Raw genomic sequence first — 24,143 nt, 5'->3', positions numbered from 1 at the left:
TGTTTTCGAGCTTTAAACTTTCGAGGCGGCCAGTTTTAGAGCCGCTTGCGTACCACTAAGGCAGAACACTTTCGATGTCCCATGACGTTTCTAGCAGCAAGCTCAAAAACATAAGAAACTTCTCAATTATCGCTCACATTGACCACGGGAAATCGACCCTTTCTGACCGTTTGATTCAAACCTGTGGCGGCCTGACCCAGCGTGAGCTGAAAGAGCAAGTGCTCGACTCCATGGATATTGAGCGCGAGCGCGGCATTACCATTAAAGCGCAGTCAGTGACGCTCGATTACACCGCGGCCGATGGCGAGGTGTATCAGCTCAATTTCATCGATACGCCCGGGCACGTGGATTTCTCCTACGAAGTATCGCGCTCGCTTTATGCCTGCGAAGGGGCGCTGCTGGTTGTGGATGCGGCCCAAGGGGTCGAGGCGCAGTCGGTGGCTAACTGCTACACCGCTATTGAGCAGGGCCTGGAAGTGCTGCCCGTCCTCAATAAAATCGACTTGCCCCAGGCCGACCCGGACAAGGTAGCGCAAGAAATCGAGGAAATCATTGGCCTTGATGCTACTGACGCCTGTCAGGTGTCAGCCAAAAGCGGTATCGGTATTGATGGTCTGCTTGAGCGTTTGGTTCGGGATATTCCGCCGCCCAAAGGCGACCGGGATGCGCCCCTGCAGGCACTAATCATTGACTCCTGGTTTGATAACTATCTGGGCGTTGTTTCGCTGGTGCGCTTGTTTGACGGCACGCTGCGCAAGGGCGAAAAAATCCGTATCAAGTCAACGGGCCGCGATTGGAACACCACCGAAGTGGGCATTTTTACTCCGCTGCGCAAAGAAACCAACATTCTGCGCGCCGGTGAAGTGGGCTTTATTGTCGCCGGGATTAAAGAGATCCACGGCGCGCCGGTGGGTGACACCATCACCCATACCAAAACGCCCGATGTGCCGCGTCTGCCGGGTTTCCAAAAGGTGAAGCCTCAGGTGTATGCCGGGATGTTCCCGGTCAGCGCCGATGATTACGAAGACTTCCGTGATGCGCTTGAAAAGCTCGCGCTCAACGATGCTTCTTTAGAGTATGAACCGGAAAACTCGGATGCCCTGGGCTTTGGTTTCCGCGTTGGTTTCCTCGGCACGCTGCACATGGAAATCATCCAGGAGCGGCTTGAGCGCGAATACGACATTGATCTCATTACCACTGCACCTACCGTGGTATACGAACTCGCCATGAAAAATGGCGATGTCACCTACGTCTCCAACCCCTCCAAACTGCCGGATATGGCAGACGTGGATGAAATGCGTGAGCCTATCGTACGGGCCAGCATTCTGGTACCGCAGGAGTTCGTGGGCAACGTGATCACCGAGTGTGAGCAGCGCCGTGGGACCCAGAAGGACATGCAGTTCCTGGGTAATCAGATTCAACTGGCCTATGAGCTGCCGATGTCGGAAGTGGTCATGGACTTCTTTGACCGTCTGAAATCCATCTCCCGTGGCTATGCGTCGCTTGAATACAATTTCGAGCGTTTTGAAGCGGCCAAGCTGGTGCGTCTGGATGTACTGATCAACAGCGAAAAGGTAGATGCCCTCGCGGTGATCATTCACCGTGACCACGCCCACAGCCGTGGCCGGTTGCTGGTCGAGAAAATGAAAGAGCTGATTCCGCGTCAGATGTTTGACGTGGCTATTCAGGCGGCCATTGGTGGTCAGGTCGTGGCACGTTCCACGGTCAAGGCACTGCGCAAGAACGTGACCGCCAAGTGTTATGGCGGCGACGTAAGCCGTAAGAAGAAACTGCTGGAAAAACAGAAAGCCGGTAAAAAGCGGATGAAACAGGTGGGGCGTGTTGAAATCCCCCAGGATGCCTTCCTCGCTGTGCTCAAGGTTAACGACTAGGGAATACGTCCTCTATGGATTTTTCATTACTGCTGGTACTGGCCGTTGCAATTTCAGGGGTCATTTATTTCATTGATGCTGTCTGGCTGCGTCCCAAGCGGCGTGAACGCCTGGCCAAGGCGGAGGCGGCGACGGTTGAAGGCGTGGATGGGCCTACGCGGGATAAGCTGCTCAAAGAGCCATGGCCTGTGGACTACGCGCGCTCGTTCTTCCCGGTACTGCTGGTGGTGCTGGTGGTACGCAGCTTCATTGTCGAGCCGTTCCAGATCCCCTCGGGCTCAATGCGGCCAACCCTCGAGGTTGGTGACTTTATCCTGGTAAACAAATTTGCCTACGGACTTCGCCTGCCTGTCGTTCATGACCGTATCCTGGAAGTGGATGATCCTGAACGCGGCGATGTGATGGTATTCCGCTTTCCCGACGAGCCATCGGTCAACTTCATCAAACGTGTGGTAGGCCTGCCGGGTGACCGTATTCGCTACGAAGATAAGCAGCTATACATTAACGATGAGCCGATAGCCAAGACGCTGGTCGAAGAAGGTCCCGAAACCGCGCCTCAAGAGCTATTATTGCAAGAGCAGCTGGGCAGCGCGAGCCACGCCATTTATAACAACCCGCGCGACCCTGGGCCGCAGATGCGTGAAGTCGAAGTGCCCGAAGGCCACTACTTCATGATGGGCGATAACCGCGATCACTCCAACGATAGCCGTTACTGGGGATTTGTACCCGAAGAAAATATCGTGGGGCGTGCCTTTGCCGTATGGATGCATTGGGATGGCGGTCTGCCAAGCTTTAGCAGTGTGCGAAGCATTGAATGAACGGGTTTAGGTTGGTTTTGATCAATCATGTCACTTTAGTTAACGTCAATGACGTAGGAGCTCTGTGAGTAATTCCTTAAACGCTTTTTGCCGACGAATCGGCCACACCTTTGGCGACGAATCGCTCTTGGAGTTGGCCATGACTCACCGAAGCTACGGTGGGCGTAACAATGAGCGCCTGGAGTTTTTAGGCGACTCGATTGTTAACTTCGTTATCGCAGAAGCTTTGTTTCAGCGTTTCCCTCAGGCGCGCGAAGGGCAGTTGTCGCGCCTTCGTGCACGTTTGGTGAAAGGCCAGACGCTGGCTGAACTAGCCCGTGAAATGACCTTTGGCGAATGCTTGCGCCTGGGTTCCGGGGAAATGAAAAGCGGAGGGCATCGTCGCGAGTCGATCCTCGCCGATGCGGTTGAAGCGATAATCGGGGCCATTTATCTGGACGCCGGTATGGATGTCGTCCGAGAACGCGTTCTTTCCTGGTACGCCGAGCGGCTAGAGAATATCTCGTTACAAGATACCCAGAAAGATCCTAAAACACGCTTACAAGAGTTTTTGCAATCGCGTCAGGCAGCGCTGCCGCGCTATGAAGTGGTCTCTGTAAAGGGCGAGGCGCATGCCCAGACCTTTACCGTGGAGTGCTACATTGAGCTACTAAGCGAGCATACCACCGGTAAAGGCCCTAGCCGCCGCCATGCTGAACAGCAGGCGGCCGAAGAAGCGCTTTCGTACCTTGAGAAAAAATCAGGAGACAAATCATGAGCCAATCCTGCGGCTTTGTGGCCATCGTCGGACGGCCTAACGTAGGCAAATCAACCCTCATGAATCGAATTCTGGGGCAAAAAATCTCCATTACCTCACGGCGTCCACAAACCACGCGTCACCAGGTAATGGGCATTAAAACGGTTGAGGACACGCAGTTTATCTACGTGGATACGCCCGGCATGCACATCATGTCGAAAGACCGCAATAAAGCCATCAACCGCTTTATGAACCAGGCGGCTACCCAGGCGCTGCGTGATGTCGACTGTGTGGTGTTTATTATCGACCGCACTCGCTGGACCGAGGAAGATCAGGCGGTACTCAAGCGCCTTGAACACGTTAAAGCGCCGGTGATTCTGGCGGTCAACAAGGTCGATCGCCTTCAGGACAAGGGTGATTTACTCCCCTGGCTTGCGGAAGTGGGCGCGCGGCGCGAGTTTGCAGCGGTAGTGCCTATTTCGGCTAAACACGGCACTCAGGTGGATACGCTGGAAGAGGAAGTGGCCAAGTACCTGCCGGAAAGCGTGCATTTCTTCCCCGAAGATCAGATTACCGACAAGAGCCTGCGCTTTATGGCCGCGGAGCTGGTGCGCGAAAAAGTCATGCGCCAGCTGGGTGACGAGCTGCCGTACCAGATGACCGTCGAGATCGAAGAGTTCCGCGAAACCGAGCGCGTCACGCATATCAGCGCGTTGATTCTGGTGGAACGCCAGGGTCAGAAGGTGATTCTGATCGGTGAAAACGGCGATCGGATCAAGAGCATTGGCCGTGAAGCGCGTCTGGATATGGAGCGTGCGCTGGGCACCAAGGTCATGCTTAATATGTGGGTGAAAGTGAAGCGCGGTTGGTCCGATGACGAGCGTGCTTTGAAAAGCCTGGGTTACGACCTCGATTGAGTGTTGCGATGTCAGCGGAGCCCGCGTTCTTACTGCACCGCAAGCCTTATCGTGAAACCAGTGCACTGGTAGATTTATTAACGCTGAATAATGGCCGCATACGCGCCGTTGCCCATGGCGGGCAACGGCCGGGGTCAAAGTCACGTCAACGCTTGCAGCCGTTCACGCCACTGTTTGTTAGCTGGCGCGGTGAGCGGGATCTCAAGCGGCTTACTTTAATGGAGTCGCGTGGGCAGACGGCATTATTGGCGGGTGAGGGCTTGCTATGCGGCCTTTACGCCAATGAAATTGCCACCCGCTTATTGCCATTAGAGCTTATTGCGGGCGATGTTTTTGCCTTCTATACGGCCCTGCTTGAAGCGCTACCTATCCCTTCTGAACGGGCTTTAGCCTTGCGCCGCTACGAGTGGGCTTTGCTTGAAGCGCTCGAAGCGACGCCGCGTTTTTGTACACCCGACGGCAATCCGCTAGACCCACAGGTTCGCTACCGGTTTGATCCGCAGAGCCGCGCTTTTCTACCCGCAGATAACGGGCTCGAAGCTCGCGCACTGCGCTATGTGGAACAAGGCGACTGGCAGCATGCGGGTCTTGCCAACGTTCTAAAATCCGTTATGCGTGCCGCGCTGGCGCCGCACTTGGGGTCGACCGCTCTGCGTTCTCGAGAGCTTATGGTGGCGCTAGCCCGCCGACGTCAACCATAGTCTACGTTTACGACTTTTCTTGATTGGAGACAGTTATGCATCCTCCTCGCATTTTGCTAGGCGTTAATATTGATCATATCGCCACGCTGCGTCAGGCGCGCGGCACCCGCTACCCTGATCCGGTGCAGGCCGCTTTACTTGCCGAAGAAGCGGGCGCCGATGGTATTACCGTGCACTTACGTGAAGACCGGCGCCATATTCAGCCTCGCGATGTAAGGCTATTGGCCGAGATGCTCAATACTCGTATGAACCTGGAAATGGCGGTGACCGAGGAGATGCTTGCGCTGGCCGAGGAAGTGCGTCCGGCTCACGTTTGCCTGGTACCGGAGAAGCGTGAAGAGCTTACGACCGAAGGCGGATTGGATGTGGTCGGTGGCTTTGACGCTATTGCCAGCGCGTGTGAACGGCTAAAAAAAGCCGGTTGTGACGTGTCGCTATTTATCGACCCTGAAGAAGCGCAAATCGACGCGGCCCATCGCGCTGGCGCACCGACCATTGAGCTGCATACCGGCGCTTATGCCGAAGCCAAGCCGGGCAGTGATGTGGCCAATGCAGAGTATGAGCGTTTGACCACTGCCGCCACGCACGCGGTATCGCTAGGTCTGGTGGTTAACGCAGGGCACGGCCTTCACTACCACAACGTAGAAGCGATAGCCGCGCTGCCCGGGGTTAATGAGCTAAATATTGGCCATGCCATTATTGCCCGCGCGCTGTTTGTCGGCCTTAAAGAGGCCGTGCAGGAAATGAAACGGCTTATTATCGCCGGTCAGGAAGCAGGCCTGATGGCCGCTTTAGATGCGCATGACCACGAACACGACCATGATCATGCGCATAACCACCATGAATGCTGCGGTCACTAAATCATGATCGTGGGTATCGGCTCGGATATTGCCCGGGTTGCGCGCTTTGCGCAGGCGATGGAGCGTCATGGGCCACGCTTTGCCAGGCGGATTCTGGGGGTTGATGAGTACGCCACCTGGCAGCAAAAGGGCAAACCAACGGCCTATCTGGCCAAACGGTTCGCCGCTAAAGAAGCCTTTGTAAAAGCGCTAGGGCTGGGTCTTCGCAGCGGTATGCAGTGGGGCGATATTCAGGTCGTCAATGACGCCCTGGGTAAGCCCCATCTGCAGTTAAGTCATGAAGCCAAGCGGCTAATGCAGGCATCGGGTGCCACCACCAGCCACATCACGTTAAGTGATGAAGCCGAGTATGCCGTCGCCTTTGTCATTCTTGAGCGTTAGCCCCACGGGCCAGCATACTACGCTGCGTGCGCAGGCGGGCCATGGCGCTATAAAGCGCTTCCAGCAGGCTTTCGGCGTGGTTCAACCCACTGGTGCGCAGCCGTGTTTCCAGCGTTTCAACCAGCAATGCAAGCTCAGGCGCACCACAGTAGCGGCTAGCGCCGTTGAGACCATGCACCCAGTCAATGAGGGCTTCTACATCCTTGCGCGCATAAGCTGTGTGTATTTTTTCTTCGGTTTCTTCCAGATTATCGATCAAGCGAATTAGCTGCTCGTAGGCAAGGTGCTTCTTACCTCCGGCAAGCCGTGTGCCCAGCGCCAGATCGACGGCAGGCAGCGCTTCGCTCGTCGGGGAGCTCAGCGAGCTCTCCTGGGAAGTGGCCTGCGTGCTGGCGGGCAGATAAGCTGTAATGTCCAAAAAACGCTGCAATAGCTGCTGAAGCTGCGTTTCATCAATAGGCTTGATCAGCACATCATCCAGACCCGCCGCCAGCCACTGCTGGCGCTCGTTACTTAAGGCATGCGCGGTGACCGCGACAATCGGGCAGCGCGACCAGCGATTGCTGATGCGGCGTAGTGCCTGGCTTGTTTGAACACCGTCCATGCCGGGCATGCGGATATCCATAAGCACGATATCCGCCGTGTGATTAAGCGCAAAGGCCAGCGCCTCCTGACCGCTGGATGCCAGCGTAATGCGTATTTGCTCAGTTTCGAGCATAGCCTTAAGTAGTTCTCGGTTGGATGCATTATCGTCAACGATCAGAATATGGATAGCCGAGGCGACCGGCGGTTTAAGTGAGCGGGATATGGGGGGCGCGAGCTTTTTTTGCACCGGCTGAAGTAAGTGGCGCAACGTGGTAGCTAGCTGTACGCGGGTAAACGGCTTACACAGCATTTCGCCGCCATGGGGAAGCTCCCAGGGGGGTAAATCAAAGCTAGTGGTGTTGGCCAGAATCAGCACTGGGCAGCCGGCCTGTTCAATTAATTGTTGCCATTCATGTCTTTTCGCAGCTTCAAACTCTTCTTGTTCAAGGCCTAAAATCAGCAGGTCTTCTTCGCCCTTGGCGCTAAACGCCATGGGGATTGCACCCCAGCGCTCCAGTAAATATTCCAATGCATGACGGGTAGGAATATGCGGCTCATAAAGGCGTATGAGAGGGCTTTCCAGATTTAGCTCGGGCAGCCGTTCACCGCTTTGGTTGGCCAGTAGGGGCAGGGTAAAGGAGAACGTCGTTCCTTGGCCAAGCTCGCTTTCCACGCTGATCTCGCCCCCCATGCGTTCAATCAGTTGGCGGCAGATGGTAAGCCCCAGGCCACTTCCGCCGAACTGGCGTGAATGGCTGGGTTCCGCTTGGGAAAACGCGCTAAATAGCTGCTGTTGGTGCTCCTCACTCAGGCCAATGCCGGTGTCGCTGATACTGATACGCAGCACCACGTGCTGACCTTCCTGATTGTCGAGCATCACGCGCACAATCACTTCACCCTCATGGGTAAATTTGAGGGCATTGCCAATTAGATTGCTAAGTACCTGATGGATACGCAGCGGGTCGCCGCTAAGCGGCGTGGGCACATCATCATAAACCATGGTAACCAGATGTAGACGTTTACGCTGGGCCTCTGGCGCATGCAGGCCGATGACTTCATCCAGAAGGGGCACAATATCAATATCGACTTCTTCAAGCGTTAGGCGATTGGCCTCAAGCTTGGAGAAATCGAGTACGTCATTGACCAGCATTAGCAGGTTATTGCAGGCGCGATGAACGTGTTCAAGCCACTCTTGCTGGCGATGATCCAGCGTTGAGCGGCCCAGTAAACGACAAAAGCCAATAATACCATTGAGCGGTGTGCGTATTTCATGGCTCATGTTGGCTAAGAATTCTGATTTAACCGCATTGGCCCGCAACGCGCTGCGGTGCGCCAAGTCGAGCTTGATATTTTGCTCTTCAATGGTTTCCATTGATTCTTGCAGTTCGCTGGTGGCTTGCTCGATTTGCGTTTGCATGTCACGTTGCGACTGCTGAAAGTGCTCTGTCAGGCTATTTACATGAACCGCTAACTGGTTAAGCTCAATAGGCCGGGCGGGGGTTAAATACTGCCGGTAGTCACCCCGCGACAAGCGATAGAGCGCTTGGTTGGCTTCTTCGATAGGACGGGAAATATACCGACTGAGGGCGAAGGCGCCGAGAAACAGCAGCAATCCCAGCAGCATACCCCCCAGGCTTAAACTGGCTAGAAGCTTATAGCGTTCAAGTGTCAGTGGATGGGTATTCACTTCTGCTTCAAGCCAGCCTGTTCCGGTGCGGCGTATGTCGAACTGAGCATTACCCAGGGGCACCAGCAGTCGCCAGATAGTATCTTCCTCTTCCACCTGGGTTGAGAGGGGTGGCATTAGTCGTGGGGAGAGCTTGGTTGAGCGCCCAAGTGCCAACAAACGGTTGCCCTGCTCATCAAAAAGGCTCACCGCGCTGAGCCCGTGATGATCCAATAATTGGCGAGCCAGTCTTTCCAGACGCTCAGAATCAGCCTCTACCATCGCAGTTTGAAGGCTGGGGGCTAGTAACTCGCCAACATCTTGAAGGCGTTCTTTAAAAGCATCGCGCTGTGCTGTCTCGCTTTGTACCATCAACAAAACAGACATCATGGCATACACCAATAGCGGAAAACCGAGTAGTGCAAATAACAAACGCGTGTTCAATGACATGAAAGAAGCCCGCAATTCAATAAGGTTGCCTGTCAAGCGTAAGGCAGCACCGATATAATGCAGCATAACGGTTATGATAAGGAACGTAAGATGAATTATCCCACGCTAGAGGATGTAGTAGGCAATACGCCGCTGGTGCGCCTAAAAAGAATTACCGCAGGACGCAACAATACGCTGCTCGCCAAGCTTGAAGGCCATAATCCAGCTGGTTCTGTTAAAGACCGGCCCGCGTTATCCATGCTCAATGAAGCAGAAGCGCGGGGTGATATCACTCCCGGCGACACGCTCATCGAGGCTACTTCGGGCAATACGGGCATTGCGCTTGCCATGGCGGCGGCCATCAAGGGCTACAAAATGGTCCTGATCATGCCTGAAAACTCTTCGGAAGAGCGCAAACAGGCGATGGCCGCCTATGGCGCCACGCTAATTTCTGCCAGCAAAGCCGGCGGCATGGAAGAAGCTAGGGATATTGCTGACAGCATGATTGCCAAAGGCGAGGGCAAGCCGCTGAATCAGTTTGCCAACCCGGATAACCCGCTGGCGCACTACCGTACCACGGGGCCGGAGTTATGGCAGCAGACCCAGGGTGAGATCACCCATTTCGTCAGCTCCATGGGCACTACAGGCACCATTATGGGCGTCTCGCGGTATCTGAAAGAGCAAAATTCAGCTATTCAGATTGTCGGCCTGCAGCCTGCCGATGGCGCGAGCATCCCGGGTATTCGTCGCTGGCCCGAAGCCTATCTTCCGAGCATCTTTGAAGCGCCACGGGTGGATACCACTCTGGATATTGGCCAGCAAGAGGCCGAAGAACATATGCGGCGCCTAGCGCGTGAAGAGGGCATTTTTGCTGGGGTATCCTCCGGCGGCAGCCTGGCAGGGGCTTTGCGAATTGCCGAGCAAACCGAAAATGCGGTCATTGTCTTTATTGTCTGTGATCGGGGTGACCGCTACCTCTCAACGGGCTTGTACGCCCCGGAGCTATAAATGGCCATGCTGGGTAAGCGGCGTCCATCGCGTGCTGCGTCAGGAAAATCAGGGCTTACGCGAACGTCCGCGCCAAAAACGCCGGTCTCTTCTGAGAGCGACTCATTAGTCATTGAACGCTTGGCCCATGATGGCCGGGGCGTTGCCCACAACGCCGCCGGCAAGGCGGTGTTTGTTGACCGCACGCTGCCTGGCGAGCGGGTCGAAGTGGCCGTGCACGTTAACCGTAAGCGCTTTGATGAAGCGCATGTAAAAGCATTGCTGAGCCGTTCAGCGCAGCGTGTTGAACCGCCGTGTGGCTATTTTGGCCAGTGCGGCGGCTGCCAGCTGCAGCATATGGATATCGAGACTCAGCGCGTACATAAGCAGGACGTGTTGCGTGAGCTCTTTGCCCGCCAAGGGATTACATTAGATACTCCCCGTTTACTACACGGCAGCACGGAACACTATCGGCGCCGGGCACGGCTGGGCGTTAAGGTCGATGGACAAAATAACGTCCTGCTTGGCTTTCGGGCTGCCCATAGCCACCGGCTTATCGATATCAACCAGTGTTACGTGCTGGTCGAACCGCTACAAGCGCTATTGCCTCCTTTACGGACGTTCTTGACCACGCTTGAGGCACCCCGTCAGGTAGGTCATATTGAGCTATTGGCAACCGCCTCTGAATGCGTGCTGTTGGTGCGTCAGCTTAAACAGCATGCGGGTGATACCGAGCGTTGGCAGCAGTTTGCCGAGCAGCAGGGCATCGCGCTTGGCGCCTGGGTGGGGCGCGAGTCAGCTGAACTGCATTGGTACAGCGCAGAACCCGTGCTTGAAGAAACCTTGCGTATACAGGGCCAGCCGCCGCTACCGCTGACATTTTTACCCGGCGATTTTTTGCAGGTAAACGCTGAAGTCAACCAATTGATGGTAGCTGAAGTGGTAGCGTGGTTAGCGCCTTCGCCCGGCCAGCGCATCGTGGATCTATTTGCCGGAATGGGCAATTTCAGCCTGCCGCTGGCAATGGGCGGCGCCCAGGTTCATGCGGTCGAGGGTAGCCCCAGCATGGTGGCACGGATCAAGACGAACGCAGCTCGTAATCAGCTAGACGTTAGTGCCCAACAGGCTGATCTAAGCGATGACGCGGCGATTAATGGGCTATTAAAGGCCCAGGGCAACCTTGATGCACTGGTGCTGGACCCGCCCCGTAACGGTGCCGAAAGTATTTGTCAGGCGCTTGGCCGTTACCCGGTCCCCCGTGTGGCCTATGTTTCTTGCGACCCGGCAACGCTTGCCCGTGATGCGGCGCATCTGTTGCATGCAGGATACCGAATCAAGCAAGTGGCAGTGGCGGATATGTTCCTGCACACTGCGCATATGGAAACGCTGATGCTGTTCGAGTACGAGGGCTAGCCTGCCCATCGCATCAAGCCACGGTGTTGGCCAGTGTTGGCTAACACCCTGAAGGGATGAATCATAGTCATGGTGAAAGTGCGTGAAGACCAACCGCTGATGGCTAGCGGCAAGGTGGACATACAACAATGGTTAACGCGCCTACAAGAAGATGTGCGCTTACGTGAACCCGAACGCCTTATAGAGGCCAGTGAGCTGGCTGAAAAGCTGGATCGTGAGGCGCCTAATAACCATCGCGTATGGCTATCTCCCGGTTCAAGCTTCCGTATGGGGCTTGAAATGGCCGATATCCTGGCCGACCTGAAACTCGACCAGGCAACCTTGGAAGCCGCCGTACTCTATCGCGCCGTGCGCGAAGAACTGCTCAGCCTGGACGCCGTTACCAAGCGGTTTGGCAGTGAAGTCGCCACCTTGATCGATGGTGTGCTGCAAATGGCGGCCATCAGCTATCCGCTCGCCCCCAATCACGGTATGAGCCAGCATAATCAGCAGGAAAATCTGCGCAAAATGCTGGTCAACATGGTGGGGGACGTTCGCGTTGCGCTGATCAAGATTGCCGAGCGCACCTGTGCGCTACGTCAGGTCAAGGACGCCCCGCTTGAAAAATGCCTGCAGGTGGCGCGGGAAGTGGCTGATATTTACGCGCCGCTCGCTCACCGATTGGGCATCGGACAGATCAAGTGGGAGCTTGAAGACCTTTCGTTTCGCTATCTGCATGAAGATGAGTATAAAGCAATCGCCAAGCTGCTCGCCGAGAAGCGTCTTGATCGCGAGCGCTACATACATGACGTGGTGGAAACCCTCAAAGGTCTGATGGAAGCGCAGCACATTACCCATCATGACGTGAGCGGCCGGGCCAAGCATATCTATTCGATCTGGCGCAAAATGAAGCGCAAGGGGATCGACTTCTCTGAAGTTCACGACGTCCGTGCAGTGCGTATCCTGGTTCCCGAAGTGACCGACTGCTACACCGTGTTGGGCATTGTCCACTCGCGCTGGCACCACGTACCCGACGAGTTTGACGACTACATTGCCAACCCCAAGAAAAATGGCTATCAGTCGCTGCACACCGCGGTGGTCGGGCCTGAAAATAAAGTGCTCGAAATCCAGATCCGAACCTTTGCCATGCACGATGACGCCGAGCTTGGAGTATGTGCCCACTGGCGTTACAAGGGCCACGATACCAACGCCAAAAGCCGCAGCTATGAAGAAAAAATCGCCTGGCTGCGTCAGGTTCTGGAATGGCAGGATGAAGTGGGCGGCTTTGGTGATCTACGCGAAGGGCTTTCAAGCGATGTCGCGCCGGATCGCAACTACGTATTTACCCCCGACGGGCACGTTATCGACTTGCCGCGGATTGCCACGCCCATCGATTTTGCCTACCGCGTTCATACCGAAATCGGCCACCGCTGCCGGGGCGCCAAGGTCAATGGCCGCATTGTACCGCTGACTTACAAGCTCAAGTCGGGCCAGCAGGTGGAAATTCTTACCGCCACCAAAGGCGGTCCGAGCCGGGACTGGTTAAACCCCAGTCTGGGCTATGTGCGCACTTCCCGGGCGCGCGCCAAAATTCAGGCATGGTTCAAGCATCAGGCGCGCGATCAAAACCTGGACGAGGGCCGCGCAATCTTTGAGCGAGAAATGCGCCGTCTGGACGTCGATGGGCTGGATCTACCCAAGCTTGCTGATGCGGTCAATTATCAAAACGCTGATGATATGTACGCAGCGATTGGTGCGGGAGATTTACGGATCGGACAAGTGCTGCATCAAGCGCAGCAGCTGTTTGGCGAAACCGACGATCAGGAACAGCTGGAGCGCCTGCTTGCCAAGCCCCGTCGGCTACCCAGTAAAACGCCCAAAAGCGACATCACGGTACTCGGCGTAGGCAATTTAAAAACCAGCATGGCCAACTGCTGCCGACCGGTTCCGGGCGAGTCGATTGTCGGGTTTATTACCCAGGGGCGAGGAGTGACGGTTCACCGTCAGGATTGCAGCAATATTTTGCAGCTCCGCATGGAAGAACCGCAGCGGATTATTGAAGTGGAGTGGGGCGAACGCGCACATACCCGCTACCCGGTCACCATCGAAATTCAGGCCTGGGACCGCTCCGGTCTACTGCGGGATGTAACGGGCCTGCTGGGCAATGAAAAGGTCAATGTGCTGGCGGTCAATACCCTGACCGACACCAACGAAGGCATCGCGCGGCTGCGGATTACGCTCGAGGTAGATGGTCTTGAGTCACTGGGTCGGCTCTTTTCGCGTATCCAGCAGCTGCCCAATGTGACTGAAGTACGTCGTCTTCGAAACGCAGACCCTAATAAAGACGATCAGCATGGAGGGCGCTGATGCGCTATAACCTGGATGACCTGCTGACGTTGATGCAGGTGCTGCGTGACCCTGAACAGGGCTGCCCGTGGGATATTCAGCAGGGCTGGGACAGTATTGTGCCGCATACCCTGGAAGAGACCTACGAGGTTGCCGATGCCATTGAGCGGCGCGCGTTCGATGAGCTGCCGGGCGAGCTTGGCGATCTACTCTTTCAAGTGGTGTATTACGCCCAGTTTGGCGCGGAAGAGCAGCGGTTTGATTTTCACGATATCGTGCATACGCTGACGGCTAAAATGCTGCGCCGTCATCCGCACGTGTTTCCAGAGGGCACGCTTGCCTCGCGCCGCCCACCGGGTGTGAGCGCTGAAGAACTACAAACCCAACAGGTTAACCGCCGCTGGGAATCGCTTAAGGCAGAAGAGCGCGCCGAGCGCACCGCCGCTGATGCACCTTCTGTATTGGATGATGTGCCCCATACGCTGCCAGCATTAAGCCGCGCCGCCAAGCTCTCCAAACGTGCGGCGCGGGTGGGGTTTGACTGGCCCGATGCGCGCGGCGTTGTCGATAAAATCCGTGAGGAGCTTGAGGAAGTGGAACAAGCCCTGGCGGAAGGTGATACCCGCCACGCCCAAGCGGAAGTGGGGGATCTGCTGTTTGCGGTGACAAATTTAGCCCGAACGCTCGGCGCTGACCCTGAGCAGTGTTTACGTGGTACCAATGCCAAGTTCGAGCGCCGTTTTCGCTATGTGGAGCGCACGTTACATGCGAGCCAACGTCCGCTAACCGAGGCTTCCCTGGATGAGATGGAAGCCCACTGGCAGGCGGCTAAAGATCAAGAATAAATTTTTAACGTTAACCTGATAACGACGCGACCCCGCTAGGAGGCCTTGCCAATGAGTCATGACCTACACGAATCGCTGCGCGATAACGTCCGTATTCTGGGCGATAGCCTGGGGCGTACAATCGCCGATGATCTGGGCCAAGCTTTTGTCGATAAAATAGAAACAATCCGGGCACATGCCAAGCGTGGCCGCCAAGGGGACTCCCTTCAGCAGCGCGAACTTATCGAATATTTACGCAAATTACCCGAGCGTGACCTGCTGCCGGTAACGCGCGCTTTTAACCAGTTTTTAAACTTTGCCAACATTGCCGAGCAGCACTATCGGGCGCGTTTTCGGCGCGTAGAGGATTACAAACCTGGCTCACAGCCAGCGTTGGACGAGTTGCTGGCGCGTGCCCAACAGGCAGGTAACTCACCGCGCAAACTGGTGGAAACTCTCGCCAACATGCGTGTCGAGCTGGTGCTTACCGCGCATCCCACCGAGGTTATCCGCCGCACGTTGATTCAAAAATACGATGCTATCGATGAGTGTCTGACCGCGATTGAGGGTTCTGAAGACTACCCCGAGCGCGGCGCTCGCGCCCAGGGGCGCCTCGAAGAGCTTATTAGTCAGGCATGGCATACCGATGAAATTCGTCATGAACGACCTACCCCGGTTGATGAGGCCAAATGGGGCTTTGCGGTCATCGAGAATTCGCTGTGGCAGGCCGTACCGGATTTTCATCGCGACTTGGATAACCTGCTTCTGGAAAATGCCGGCGAGCGCCTGCCCCTGGATGCCGCGCCTATTCGCTATGCATCGTGGATGGGTGGGGACCGCGACGGTAACCCCAATGTGACCGCACGCGTTACTCGCGAAGTCCTTCTGTTAGGGCGCTGGATGGCGGCAGACCTTTACCTGCGCGATTTAGAGCAGCTCAAAACCGAGCTCTCCATGTGGAAGGCCAACAGCGCTTTGAAAGCCGAAGTCGGCGATGTGGCCGAGCCGTATCGCGAACTGCTTAAACGCCTGCTGCTTAAAATGGAAGCCACCCGCGACTGGGCCAAGGCCAAACTGGATGGTCGTAATTATGATGGCGGTCCGATTGTTGAAACCCGCGATCAGATATACGCGCCATTGCTTGCCTGCTATCGCTCGCTTTGCGATGTGGGGCTGGATACCGTCGCCAACGGTTCACTGCTGGATACTCTGCGCCGTGTCGCCGTGTTTGGCGTTACGCTTACCAAGCTGGACCTGCGTCAGGAAGCCAGCCACCACGCTCAGGTCATTGAAGAGCTCACCAGCACCTTGGGGCTGGGCCACTATGAAGAGTGGGACGAAGCCCAGCGCCAGGCCTTTCTGCTCGAAGAGCTTGCCTCGCGGCGCCCGCTTATTCCGCGCCGCTGGGAGTGCTCCGCTGAGTCCCGTGAGGTGCTGGATACCTTTAAGGTGATCGCTCAGGAACATACTGAAGCGCTCGGCACTTACATTATCTCCATGGCCGCCGAGCCGTCGGACGTACTCACCGTGGCGCTGTTAATGAAAGAAGCTGGTGGTGAGGTCACGCTGCCCATTGCACCGCTATTTGAGACGCTCAACGATCTGGACCATGCGGGCGATGTGATTGAGCAGCTACTGACGCTACCCGGTTATCGAGCGCTGATCGGGGATCGTCAGGAAGTCATGATCGGCTACTCCGACTCCGCCAAAGATGCCGGGCAGTTAGCCGCTGCCTGGGCTCAGTACCGCGCCCAGGAAGCGCTGGTGAATGTTTGTGAGCGGCATGGCGTTGATTTGACCCTGTTACACGGGCGTGGTGGTACCGTGGGCCGTGGGGGCGGTCCGGCACACGCCGCTATCTTGTCGCAACCCCCGGGTTCGGTAAATGGCAGCCTGCGGGTCACTGAGCAGGGCGAGATGATTCGTTTCAAGTTCGGCCAGCCGGACATTGCCCTTCGCTCAATGGAAATTTATGCCTGTGCTGTGCTTGAGGCCACCTTGCTGCCGCCTCCCGCGCCAGAGCCCCATTGGCGCGAAGAGATGGACAAACTCGCCCACATTGCGCATGCAGGGTACGTGGGCGTCGTGCGTGAAAACCCGGATTTTGTGCCGTATTTCCGCGCGGTGACGCCGGAAGGCGCGCTGGGGCGTTTGCCGCTCGGCTCGCGTCCCGCCAAGCGACGCCAGGATGGAGGTGTTGAAACGCTACGCGCGATTCCCTGGATATTTGCCTGGACACAGATCCGCTTGATGCTGCCCGCGTGGTTGGGAAGTGGCGAGGCCTTCGCCCGCCGCCTGGAGGAGCCGGGCGGACTGGAAGTGCTTCAGGAGATGCGTACGAACTGGCCGTTTTTTGGCACCTATCTGGACATGCTGGAGATGCTGCTCGCCAAGGCCGACACCGCCATTGCCGCGTACTATGAACACCGCCTGGTCGACGAGCCGTCGCTTAAATTGCTGGGCAAAGAGCTACGCGAACGCTTTGCCCGCCTGGAAGAGGTGCTGTTGAATATTCTGCAGCAGGAAAAGCTGCTTGAGAATACGCCGCTGATTCGTCAGGCGATTGATGTGCGTAACCCCTATATTGACCCGCTGCACGGGTTACAGGCCGAGCTTTTACAGCGTAACCGCGATGCCGATGGCGCCATTAGCGCAGATCTTTCCCGCGCGTTAATGGTGACGATGGCGGGTATTGCCGCGGGCTTACGCAATACCGGCTAGGTGCCCAGGCTAGTTGTGCTTATGCCGCCAGCGCCGCTGGCGGCATAAATTAACACTTCAGGAGTCGTCAATGAATCCAGATGCCCAAGCGGTGCTACAGTTCTGGTTTAACGAACTAACGCCAGCGCAATGGTTTAAAAAAGATCTCGAGATGGATCGGATAATTGTTACCCGGTTTGCAGAGCTGTATGCCCGAGTTGCCCAATGTGAATGCTACTCATGGCGCGAGACCTCCCACGGCCGCTTGGCCGAAATTATTGTGCTTGACCAATTTTCTCGCAATATGTACCGCGATAACGCCCGCGCCTTTGGGTATGATGCGTTGGCCTTAGCCCTGGCACAGGAAGCCGTGGCGGCAGGTGCGGATGATGAGCTAAGCCCCGCAGAGCGCAGCTTTTTATATATGCCGTATATGCACAGCGAGTCCAAGGCAATTCACGCGCTGGCGCTTAGCCTGTTTGACCAGCCAGGGCTTGAAAACAACCTGGATTTTGAAATTCGCCATAAGGTGATTATTGATCGCTTTGGCCGCTACCCACACCGCAATGCGGTTTTGGGGAGGGCATCAACCGATGAAGAGATCGCCTTTTTAAAACAGCCAGGCTCCTCTTTTTAGCGGTGCTTTTAACTCCTTTTAGCCTTACGGCGTGTTATGTCATTACGAAAATCGACCCGAATCAATAAGTACATCAGTGAAAGCGGCCTTTGCTCGCGCCGAGAGGCGGACCGGTTTGTGGAGCAGGGTAACGTCTGGATTAACGGCCGACGGGCCACCACGGGTGATCAGGTGGTGGCGGGCGACCGGGTAAAAGTGAATGGTCAGGAGATCGAGCCTCAGGAAGAGGAAGATCTGATTCTGATTGCGCTCAATAAGCCCGTGGGCATTGTGAGCACCACGGAGTCGAGTGAAAAAGACAATATCGTTGAGTTTGTAAAGCATGGCGCGCGTATTTTTCCCATCGGTCGGCTGGATAAAGACTCCCAGGGTCTGATTTTTCTGACCAATAACGGTGATCTGGTTAACAAGATCCTGCGCGCCAACAACAATCACGAAAAAGAGTATCAAGTGACGGTCAATAAGCCGATCACGGATGAATTTGTTGAAGGCATGCAAAAAGGCGTGCCGATTCTGGGGCAGGTGACCAAAAAGTGCAGCGTAGAGAAAGTCTCCACGTTTGCGTTTACGATTACGCTGGTGCAAGGCCTGAACCGCCAGATTCGCCGTATGTGTGAATATTTTGGCTACGAGGTTACTCAGCTAATTCGCACTCGGATCATGAACGTATCGCTTAAAGGGTTAGCACTAGGGGACTGGCGCGATTTAACGCCCAAAGAGATCGATACGATTATCACGCTTACCGAGGGCTCTGAAGCTACCCCGGCAGCGCCCAAACAGGCTAAACCGAAAGCCAAGCCCCGCACGCAAAACGGCCAAAATGCGCGTCAGGGCAAGCCGGGGGTAAAATCCCACAGCGCTGGTAAAGCGGCCTCTGGTAAACCGGCTAATGGTAAAGCTGCCTCTGGAAAATCAGCTTCGGGTAAAACGCGCTCAAGCGTTAAGGGTAAGCCCGGTGCGGCTGGCAAGACACATCCCAAGGCAAAAGCCGCCTCGGGGGGGAAACCGGCAGCGGCAGGCAAGCGCAGTGCCAAGCCCACGAGTAAAGCTCGCCCCAGTGCTGGAAAACCCGCTGCACGTGGAAAAGCACCGCGTCCCAAAACAAAACGTTAGGCTTTTTAGGCGCTTGCACGGGCTTTGGTTACAGTTATCCTCAATAAGCAAATGAGGCTTAGAAATCTCAATATTGCTATAAAGCAAAGTTGACGCCCGTACCTTGCCCAAGTATGAGAACGCCAACTAAGGTATTGATACTCGGATATCAATGGAGGACCTTGTGATGGCAAAGCCTGAGCTGCAAGATGCCATAATATATACCCAGGATGGGAGTGTACTAGGCACCGTGTCGGATGCCAGTGCTGAAACGAAACTTGAAATACTCAAATCAGACGGTAATCGGATCTGGGTAGAGCGAAATGACCTGAGCGAAAATTATGGTCAATTGACGCTTGCCGAAGATTACACGGTTTACTCGGCTGATAGCGTCAATGGCGATTGGACCGAAGGCGACGTGGACGATACGGTCGAAGATACGTTCCCCGCCAGTGACCCGCCCTCATTTACCTTGGGTGATGAAGGCAAAGGGCGTTAACGGAGGCATTACGCTTAAGCCTTCATCCTTCAACACTAAAAAAACTGGGCGTTGCAGACCGCAACCCCAGTTTTTTTATGCAGTTAAGCAATGTCAATCAATCGCTATGCCAGCAAAAAATTGGCAATCAGCTCTTTGCCACCTTCGGTCGCAAAGGATTCCGGATGAAACTGAATGCCGTGAATCGGATAATCGCGGTGCTTGACCCCCATTAGCTCGAACTCGCCGACAGTGTTCCAGCGACTGCGCTGTTCAAAGTCAGCAGCCTGCAAGCTACCCACCGTAGCGGTCACTTCCAGACATTCAGGTAGCGAGTCTGCATCGGCAATCAGCGAGTGGTAGCGCATTACCTCTAGCTGGTCGGGTACGCCTTTAAATACCGACTGCTGATCATGGGTGACCGGGCTGATCTTGCCATGCATGGGTAATGGCGCTTTTACCACCTTGCCGCCAAACACATGCACGATGCCTTGCATGCCTAAACAAACCCCCAGCAGGGGCGTGGTTTTACCCAACTCCTTGATTACATCGGCACATACGCCAAAGTAGCGCGGGTCATCGGGCGAGCCGGGCCCGGGTGAAATAATAATACGGTCAGGCGCCATCGCGACAATATCGGCAAACTCAATCTGGTCATTGCGCTCAACGATAATGTCAAAATCGTCAAGCGAGCCGCGGTTTTTTTCCGTAGTGAGAATCTCACCAATGAACTGATAAAGGTTGTAGGTAAACGAATCGTAGTTATCGATGATCAACACTTTCATGCCGGGCTCTCCGAATCCATAAAGGGCGCTAGGGCTTTACGTGTACCCGCGAATTTACGTCGAATCTCTTCATACTCGTCGTCTGCGTTACTATCAAACACGTTGCCACCACAGGTCTGCACATAAGCGTTTTCGCCATTTACAAACACGGTACGAATAGGAATGGCAAAAGTGCAGTCGCCGTTAAACGAAAACTGGCCCACCGCGCCGCCATACGGTCCGCGGCCATCGGTTTCCAGGTCATCGATGATTTTCATGGCTTCAATCTTGGGCGCGCCGGTCAACGTGCCGGCCGGGAAGTTGCTGGCCAGGGCGCTAAACATGTCTTCGCCCTCTGCAATAATGCCGACAATTTCGCTGGAAATATGCTGAACGTGGCTAAAGCGCTTGATATCCATTAGGCTGCGCACTTTAACGGTACCAAACTGGGCAACCCGGCCAATATCATTACGGTGCAGATCAACGATCATATTGTGCTCGGCAATCTCCTTGGGATCGTTAAGCAGCGCCCGCGCCAGTTGGGTATCTTCCTGTGCCGTTTGCCCCCGCGTCGTCGTACCTGCCAAGGGAAAAGTTTCCATTTCACCCTGGCGTAGACGAAACAGCAGCTCAGGGCTTGCCCCAATCAGCTTCTGTTCACCAAACTTCATATAGTACATCTGGGGCGAAGGGTTGATTGTTCGCAGCTGATCGTAAAGGGCGACCGTATCGCCCTCTACCCGAAAGCGCTTTTTAAAGCCGACTTCACACTGAAACACCTTGCCGTCGATAATATCCTGCTTGACCTTGGCGACCGCCGCGGCGTGTTCTGCCTGGCTCATGGTGTCGCCCAGCGCGGTAATTTTCAGTTCGTCGCTCTCGATATCCTCGGCGTCGATAAGTGTTTGCAGAAAATCAAAGCGGCTATGGTCGTAATAGAAGTAGGTTACCTCGCCGGTCATCTTGTCGAGGATAAGCCCGTCTTTATAAAGCCCAAACCGAAACGTATCGAAGTCATCATTGGCCTTTAACGAAAGCGTAGGCTCGAAGTATTGCATCGCGTCGTAGCCTAAATAGCCGCTTAGCCCGCCGGCATATTTTCGCGAAATAATATTTTGCGGTATCAGGCTACGCAGCAGGGCATAAGGGTTGTCGCTTGAATAGTGCTCGGTATGGCCGTCGCGCTCTTCAATACTCAGCGTTTGGCCATTCGCGTAAATAGTGTACTCAGGGTCAAAGCCAATAATCGAATGGCGCGCCATATGGCTATCTTCGCCCAGTGACTCCAGCATGTAGCAGGTAGCAAACTGCTTTTCTATCTTCTTGAATAAGGCAAAGAAATCACAGTCTGCCGCGAGCGTGACGTAGTGAGGTTTACGCGGCAGCGTAAACGGGCGCGGGCTGTGTTGTTGAGGCGTAGCTTGGATGGTCATGGTTCAGCGGTCCATTAATGAGTGAGAAGTGCCTAGCGCGCGTGAACCACGCGAAACGGTCGCAATGCCAACCCCTAACATTTCCGCAATCTTGCGGTGGGGAACTCCCTCACGAAGCAGATTGAAAATTTGCAGCCGTTTGCTGATTTCCAGATATTCCGCTGGCGTTAGCAGATTGCTTAGCGCTTCATGCATGGCGTCAGGGCTATCAATCGCCAATAGATAGGTAATCAATTCGGTGTGGTAGGAATCATGTGAAGACGAATTCTTTGAAGACATGAGCGCACCGATAATAGAAAGGCTGTACTAGCGTACTAGTACGATATATTGATTGGCGAAGAAGTCAAGTAATTCCCAGACTTGGAAATAGGCCTGGAAGAAATAGGCCTGGAAGAAATAGGGCTGGAAGAAATAGGGCTGGCATTGGGGTTAGCGATAGGATTGATGAGAAAGCAGACGGATAGGCGTTAAATGCTCAGCGCTAATGGGTCTTGAGGAAGGTGCTTGTTCGCAGACGGTAATAGATTACTATACCGTCATCTTGATTAAGGGGTACGGCATGACGGCTTATTTTATCCAGGCATTTATCTACCTTCTGGCGGCAGTAATCGCAGTGCCGCTTGCCAAACGGTTTGGCTTGGGGTCGGTGCTGGGATATCTCGTGGCCGGGGTTGCCATTGGGCCGGTCTTTGGACTGGTAGGGCAAGAGACCACCACTATTCAGCACTTTGCCGAATTTGGCGTGGTGATGATGCTTTTTCTGGTCGGTATGGAGCTAGACCCCAAAAGCCTCTGGGCAATGCGGGTCCGTTTGGTGGGGCTTGGCGGGTTGCAAGTCGTGATAACCGCCATTGCGGGTACGGCCATTGCCTGGTGGCTGGGCCTGGTATGGCAAACCGCCTTAACGGTTGGGTTAATTTTTGCGCTTTCCTCCACCGCTATCGTACTGCAATCGTTAAATGAAAAAGGCCTGGCTAAAACCGAGGGCGGGCGTAGCGCTTTTTCGGTGCTGCTATTTCAGGATATTGCCGTAATCCCTATGCTCGCGTTGATTCCGCTACTGGCGCTGCCGGAGTTGATGGGAACCGGTGGCGGTGGAGATGACCACGGCAGTTTTAATCTGGTAACGCATCTTCCTGGATGGGCCCATGCCCTGGTCGTCATCGGGGCCATTGTCGCGGTTATCGCGGGCGGTTATTACCTGGGCCCGCCGCTGTTTCGCTACGTGGTAGGGGCAGGGCTTCGCGAAGTATTCACCGCCACCGCGCTGATGGTGGTAATTGGTATTGCCGCACTGATGAGCCTGGTGAATTTATCACCCGCGTTAGGCGCATTTTTAGCGGGCGTCGTGCTTGCCAACAGTGAATTCAAGCATGAACTTGAGGCCAATATAGAGCCATTTAAAGGGCTTTTATTGGGGCTTTTCTTTATCACCGTGGGCGCCGGGATCAATTTTGAAGTATTGGCGGCCGAGTGGGTCACGGTCGTTGCATTGGGGTTAGCGGTCATTGCGGTTAAAGCCATCGTTTTGCTGGCGCTAGCCTGGCTGTTCAAGATCCGTGGAAGTAACTTCTGGCTGTTTGCGCTCAGCCTTGCCCAGGCCGGTGAATTTGGGTTTGTGTTGCTGACCTACAGCGTACAGAACAGTGTTATTGCGCCGGATACCGCGCAGATTCTGTCGCTGGTGGTGGCGCTTTCAATGTTTTTAACACCGCTTCTCTTTATCGCTTATGACCGACTTGTTCTACCCCGTTACCTGAGTGCGAAAGGGGAGGCGCGCGACGCTGATGATATCGAAGAACAGGCGCCGGTAATCGTTGCTGGGGTAGGGCGTTTTGGGCAGATCATCTGCCGTTTGCTGCGAGCTAATAATATTCCCATGGTCGTGCTGGATCTTGAGCTTGAGCAGATTGAAAACTCACGGCGGATCAATATCAAAAGCTACTTTGGTGATGCCAGCCGCTCGGACCTTCTGGAACGAGCGGGCATCGAAAGCGCCCGAATGTTGGTGGTGGCCATTGACGACCGTGATCGCGCGGTGCACATGATCCAGCATGTTAAGCACTATTACCCTAACGTGTGGGTGCTGGCGCGGGCCTTTGACCGCGGGCACGGGTATCAGCTGCGTAAAGCTGGCGCCGATGATGTGGTCAGTGAAACCTACCACTCCGCGCTGGAACTGGGTGGCCACGCGTTGACGGCCATGGGCGTGCATCCCATGCGGGCGAAACAAATGACCTGGTCGTTTGTGCAAAATGAGCAGGCTCACGAGGACGAGCTGTTTAACGCCTGGCAAGAGATTGAAGGCGGCATCAGCTTTAGCCCACGTTACGGTGAGCTGTTTATGAAACTGGAGGAATCACTCAACAGCGCGATGCAGCAAGACTGGCAAGAACCCGAGCGCGCTGATGTACCTATCTGGACGCCGCCCGAGAAAAGTGAGCAGTAGGGTAGGTAAAGAGATTTTAATTGAGCCTAAAAATTCACTAATGCGCTGAGTTGATT

20 protein-coding genes are annotated in these 24,143 nt (G+C 55.1%); 16 read left to right on the top strand and 4 right to left on the bottom strand.

The annotated features are described in order from the left end of the window. Window positions 1-74 precede the first annotated feature (74 nt). The 7 genes from lepA (at window position 75) to acpS (ending at window position 6,305) form a co-directional block, all read left to right on the top strand. Window positions 75-1,892 carry a translation elongation factor 4 gene (lepA, locus tag ACT3XD_RS00100; protein WP_192538879.1) on the top strand — a complete coding sequence of 606 codons (1,818 nt, stop codon included), beginning with the start codon at window positions 75-77 and terminating at the stop codon, window positions 1,890-1,892. Window positions 1,893-1,906: 14 nt separating this feature from the next. Further along, window positions 1,907-2,710: a signal peptidase I gene (gene lepB, locus ACT3XD_RS00095; RefSeq protein ID WP_192538880.1), complete on the top strand. Its 804-nt coding sequence runs from the start codon at window positions 1,907-1,909 to the stop codon at window positions 2,708-2,710. A 64-nt stretch (window positions 2,711-2,774) separates the two neighbouring features. Further along, complete coding sequence (gene rnc, locus ACT3XD_RS00090; RefSeq protein WP_192538881.1) at window positions 2,775-3,467, top strand: ribonuclease III; 693 nt, start codon at window positions 2,775-2,777, stop codon at window positions 3,465-3,467. After that, window positions 3,464-4,363 (top strand): GTPase Era, encoded by a 900-nt coding sequence (era, locus tag ACT3XD_RS00085; protein ID WP_018915846.1) that lies wholly within the window; start codon window positions 3,464-3,466, stop codon window positions 4,361-4,363. Before rnc ends, era begins: the two co-directional genes overlap by 4 nt. An 8-nt stretch (window positions 4,364-4,371) precedes the next feature. Continuing rightward, window positions 4,372-5,064 (top strand): DNA repair protein RecO, encoded by a 693-nt coding sequence (gene recO / locus ACT3XD_RS00080; protein WP_192538882.1) that lies wholly within the window; start codon window positions 4,372-4,374, stop codon window positions 5,062-5,064. Window positions 5,065-5,099: 35 nt separating this feature from the next. After that, entirely contained in the window at window positions 5,100-5,924 is an 825-nt protein-coding gene (pdxJ, locus tag ACT3XD_RS00075; RefSeq protein WP_192538883.1) for a pyridoxine 5'-phosphate synthase, read from the top strand. A 3-nt stretch (window positions 5,925-5,927) separates the two neighbouring features. Next, window positions 5,928-6,305: a holo-ACP synthase gene (acpS, locus tag ACT3XD_RS00070; protein WP_192538884.1), complete on the top strand. Its 378-nt coding sequence runs from the start codon at window positions 5,928-5,930 to the stop codon at window positions 6,303-6,305. On the opposite strand, the gene ACT3XD_RS00065 is transcribed toward acpS, so the two are convergent. Next, complete coding sequence (locus ACT3XD_RS00065) at window positions 6,289-9,006, bottom strand: ATP-binding protein (protein ID WP_192538885.1); 2,718 nt, start codon at window positions 9,004-9,006, stop codon at window positions 6,289-6,291. The genes acpS and ACT3XD_RS00065 overlap by 17 nt on opposite strands. A gap of 90 nt (window positions 9,007-9,096) precedes the next feature. On the opposite strand from ACT3XD_RS00065, the gene cysM reads away from it, so the two are divergent. The 8 genes from cysM to ACT3XD_RS00025 all read left to right on the top strand — a co-directional run bounded on the left by cysM (window position 9,097) and on the right by ACT3XD_RS00025 (window position 19,462). Continuing rightward, the gene (gene cysM / locus ACT3XD_RS00060; RefSeq protein ID WP_192538886.1) at window positions 9,097-9,993 is read left to right on the top strand and encodes a cysteine synthase CysM; all 897 of its coding nucleotides are present in this window, start codon (window positions 9,097-9,099) and stop codon (window positions 9,991-9,993) included. Continuing rightward, complete coding sequence (rlmD, locus tag ACT3XD_RS00055) at window positions 9,994-11,385, top strand: 23S rRNA (uracil(1939)-C(5))-methyltransferase RlmD (RefSeq protein ID WP_192538887.1); 1,392 nt, start codon at window positions 9,994-9,996, stop codon at window positions 11,383-11,385. 69 nt (window positions 11,386-11,454) lie between these two features. Beyond that, complete coding sequence (gene relA / locus ACT3XD_RS00050) at window positions 11,455-13,731, top strand: GTP diphosphokinase (protein WP_192538888.1); 2,277 nt, start codon at window positions 11,455-11,457, stop codon at window positions 13,729-13,731. Then, window positions 13,731-14,555, top strand: coding sequence for a nucleoside triphosphate pyrophosphohydrolase (gene mazG, locus ACT3XD_RS00045; protein WP_192538889.1), 825 nt, complete (start codon window positions 13,731-13,733; stop codon window positions 14,553-14,555). Before relA ends, mazG begins: the two co-directional genes overlap by 1 nt. A 51-nt stretch (window positions 14,556-14,606) precedes the next feature. Continuing rightward, a complete protein-coding gene (gene ppc, locus ACT3XD_RS00040; RefSeq protein WP_444280532.1) occupies window positions 14,607-17,255 on the top strand; it encodes a phosphoenolpyruvate carboxylase in 2,649 nt (882 codons plus the stop codon). A 70-nt stretch (window positions 17,256-17,325) separates the two neighbouring features. Further along, on the top strand, window positions 17,326-17,871 hold the full coding sequence (locus tag ACT3XD_RS00035; RefSeq protein WP_192538891.1) for a DUF924 family protein: 546 nt from the start codon (window positions 17,326-17,328) through the stop codon (window positions 17,869-17,871). A gap of 36 nt (window positions 17,872-17,907) precedes the next feature. Then, the gene (gene rluF, locus ACT3XD_RS00030; protein WP_192538892.1) at window positions 17,908-18,984 is read left to right on the top strand and encodes a 23S rRNA pseudouridine(2604) synthase RluF; all 1,077 of its coding nucleotides are present in this window, start codon (window positions 17,908-17,910) and stop codon (window positions 18,982-18,984) included. A 166-nt stretch (window positions 18,985-19,150) separates the two neighbouring features. Next, window positions 19,151-19,462 (top strand): hypothetical protein, encoded by a 312-nt coding sequence (locus ACT3XD_RS00025; RefSeq protein WP_192538893.1) that lies wholly within the window; start codon window positions 19,151-19,153, stop codon window positions 19,460-19,462. A 104-nt stretch (window positions 19,463-19,566) separates the two neighbouring features. On the opposite strand, the gene ACT3XD_RS00020 is transcribed toward ACT3XD_RS00025, so the two are convergent. Genes ACT3XD_RS00020 through ACT3XD_RS00010 form a run of 3 tightly spaced genes read right to left on the bottom strand, consistent with a single transcriptional unit; the run spans window position 19,567 to window position 21,917 of the window. Further along, window positions 19,567-20,226, bottom strand: coding sequence for an anthranilate synthase component II (locus ACT3XD_RS00020; RefSeq protein WP_192538894.1), 660 nt, complete (start codon window positions 20,224-20,226; stop codon window positions 19,567-19,569). After that, a complete protein-coding gene (locus ACT3XD_RS00015) occupies window positions 20,223-21,638 on the bottom strand; it encodes an anthranilate synthase component I family protein (RefSeq protein ID WP_192538895.1) in 1,416 nt (471 codons plus the stop codon). The genes ACT3XD_RS00020 and ACT3XD_RS00015 overlap by 4 nt, the downstream gene beginning before the upstream one ends. Window positions 21,639-21,641: 3 nt before the next feature. Then, window positions 21,642-21,917: a Trp family transcriptional regulator gene (locus tag ACT3XD_RS00010; RefSeq protein WP_192538896.1), complete on the bottom strand. Its 276-nt coding sequence runs from the start codon at window positions 21,915-21,917 to the stop codon at window positions 21,642-21,644. Between the two features lie 280 nt (window positions 21,918-22,197). On the opposite strand from ACT3XD_RS00010, the gene ACT3XD_RS00005 reads away from it, so the two are divergent. Next, a complete protein-coding gene (locus ACT3XD_RS00005; protein WP_192538897.1) occupies window positions 22,198-24,087 on the top strand; it encodes a monovalent cation:proton antiporter-2 (CPA2) family protein in 1,890 nt (629 codons plus the stop codon). Window positions 24,088-24,143: the final 56 nt, after the last annotated feature.

It is taken from the genome of Halomonas sp. AOP7-B1-5, assembly GCF_052353045.1.
Classification (GTDB): Bacteria; Pseudomonadota; Gammaproteobacteria; order Pseudomonadales; family Halomonadaceae; genus Vreelandella; species Vreelandella colorata.
This window is presented reverse-complemented; position numbering and strand designations above follow the sequence as displayed.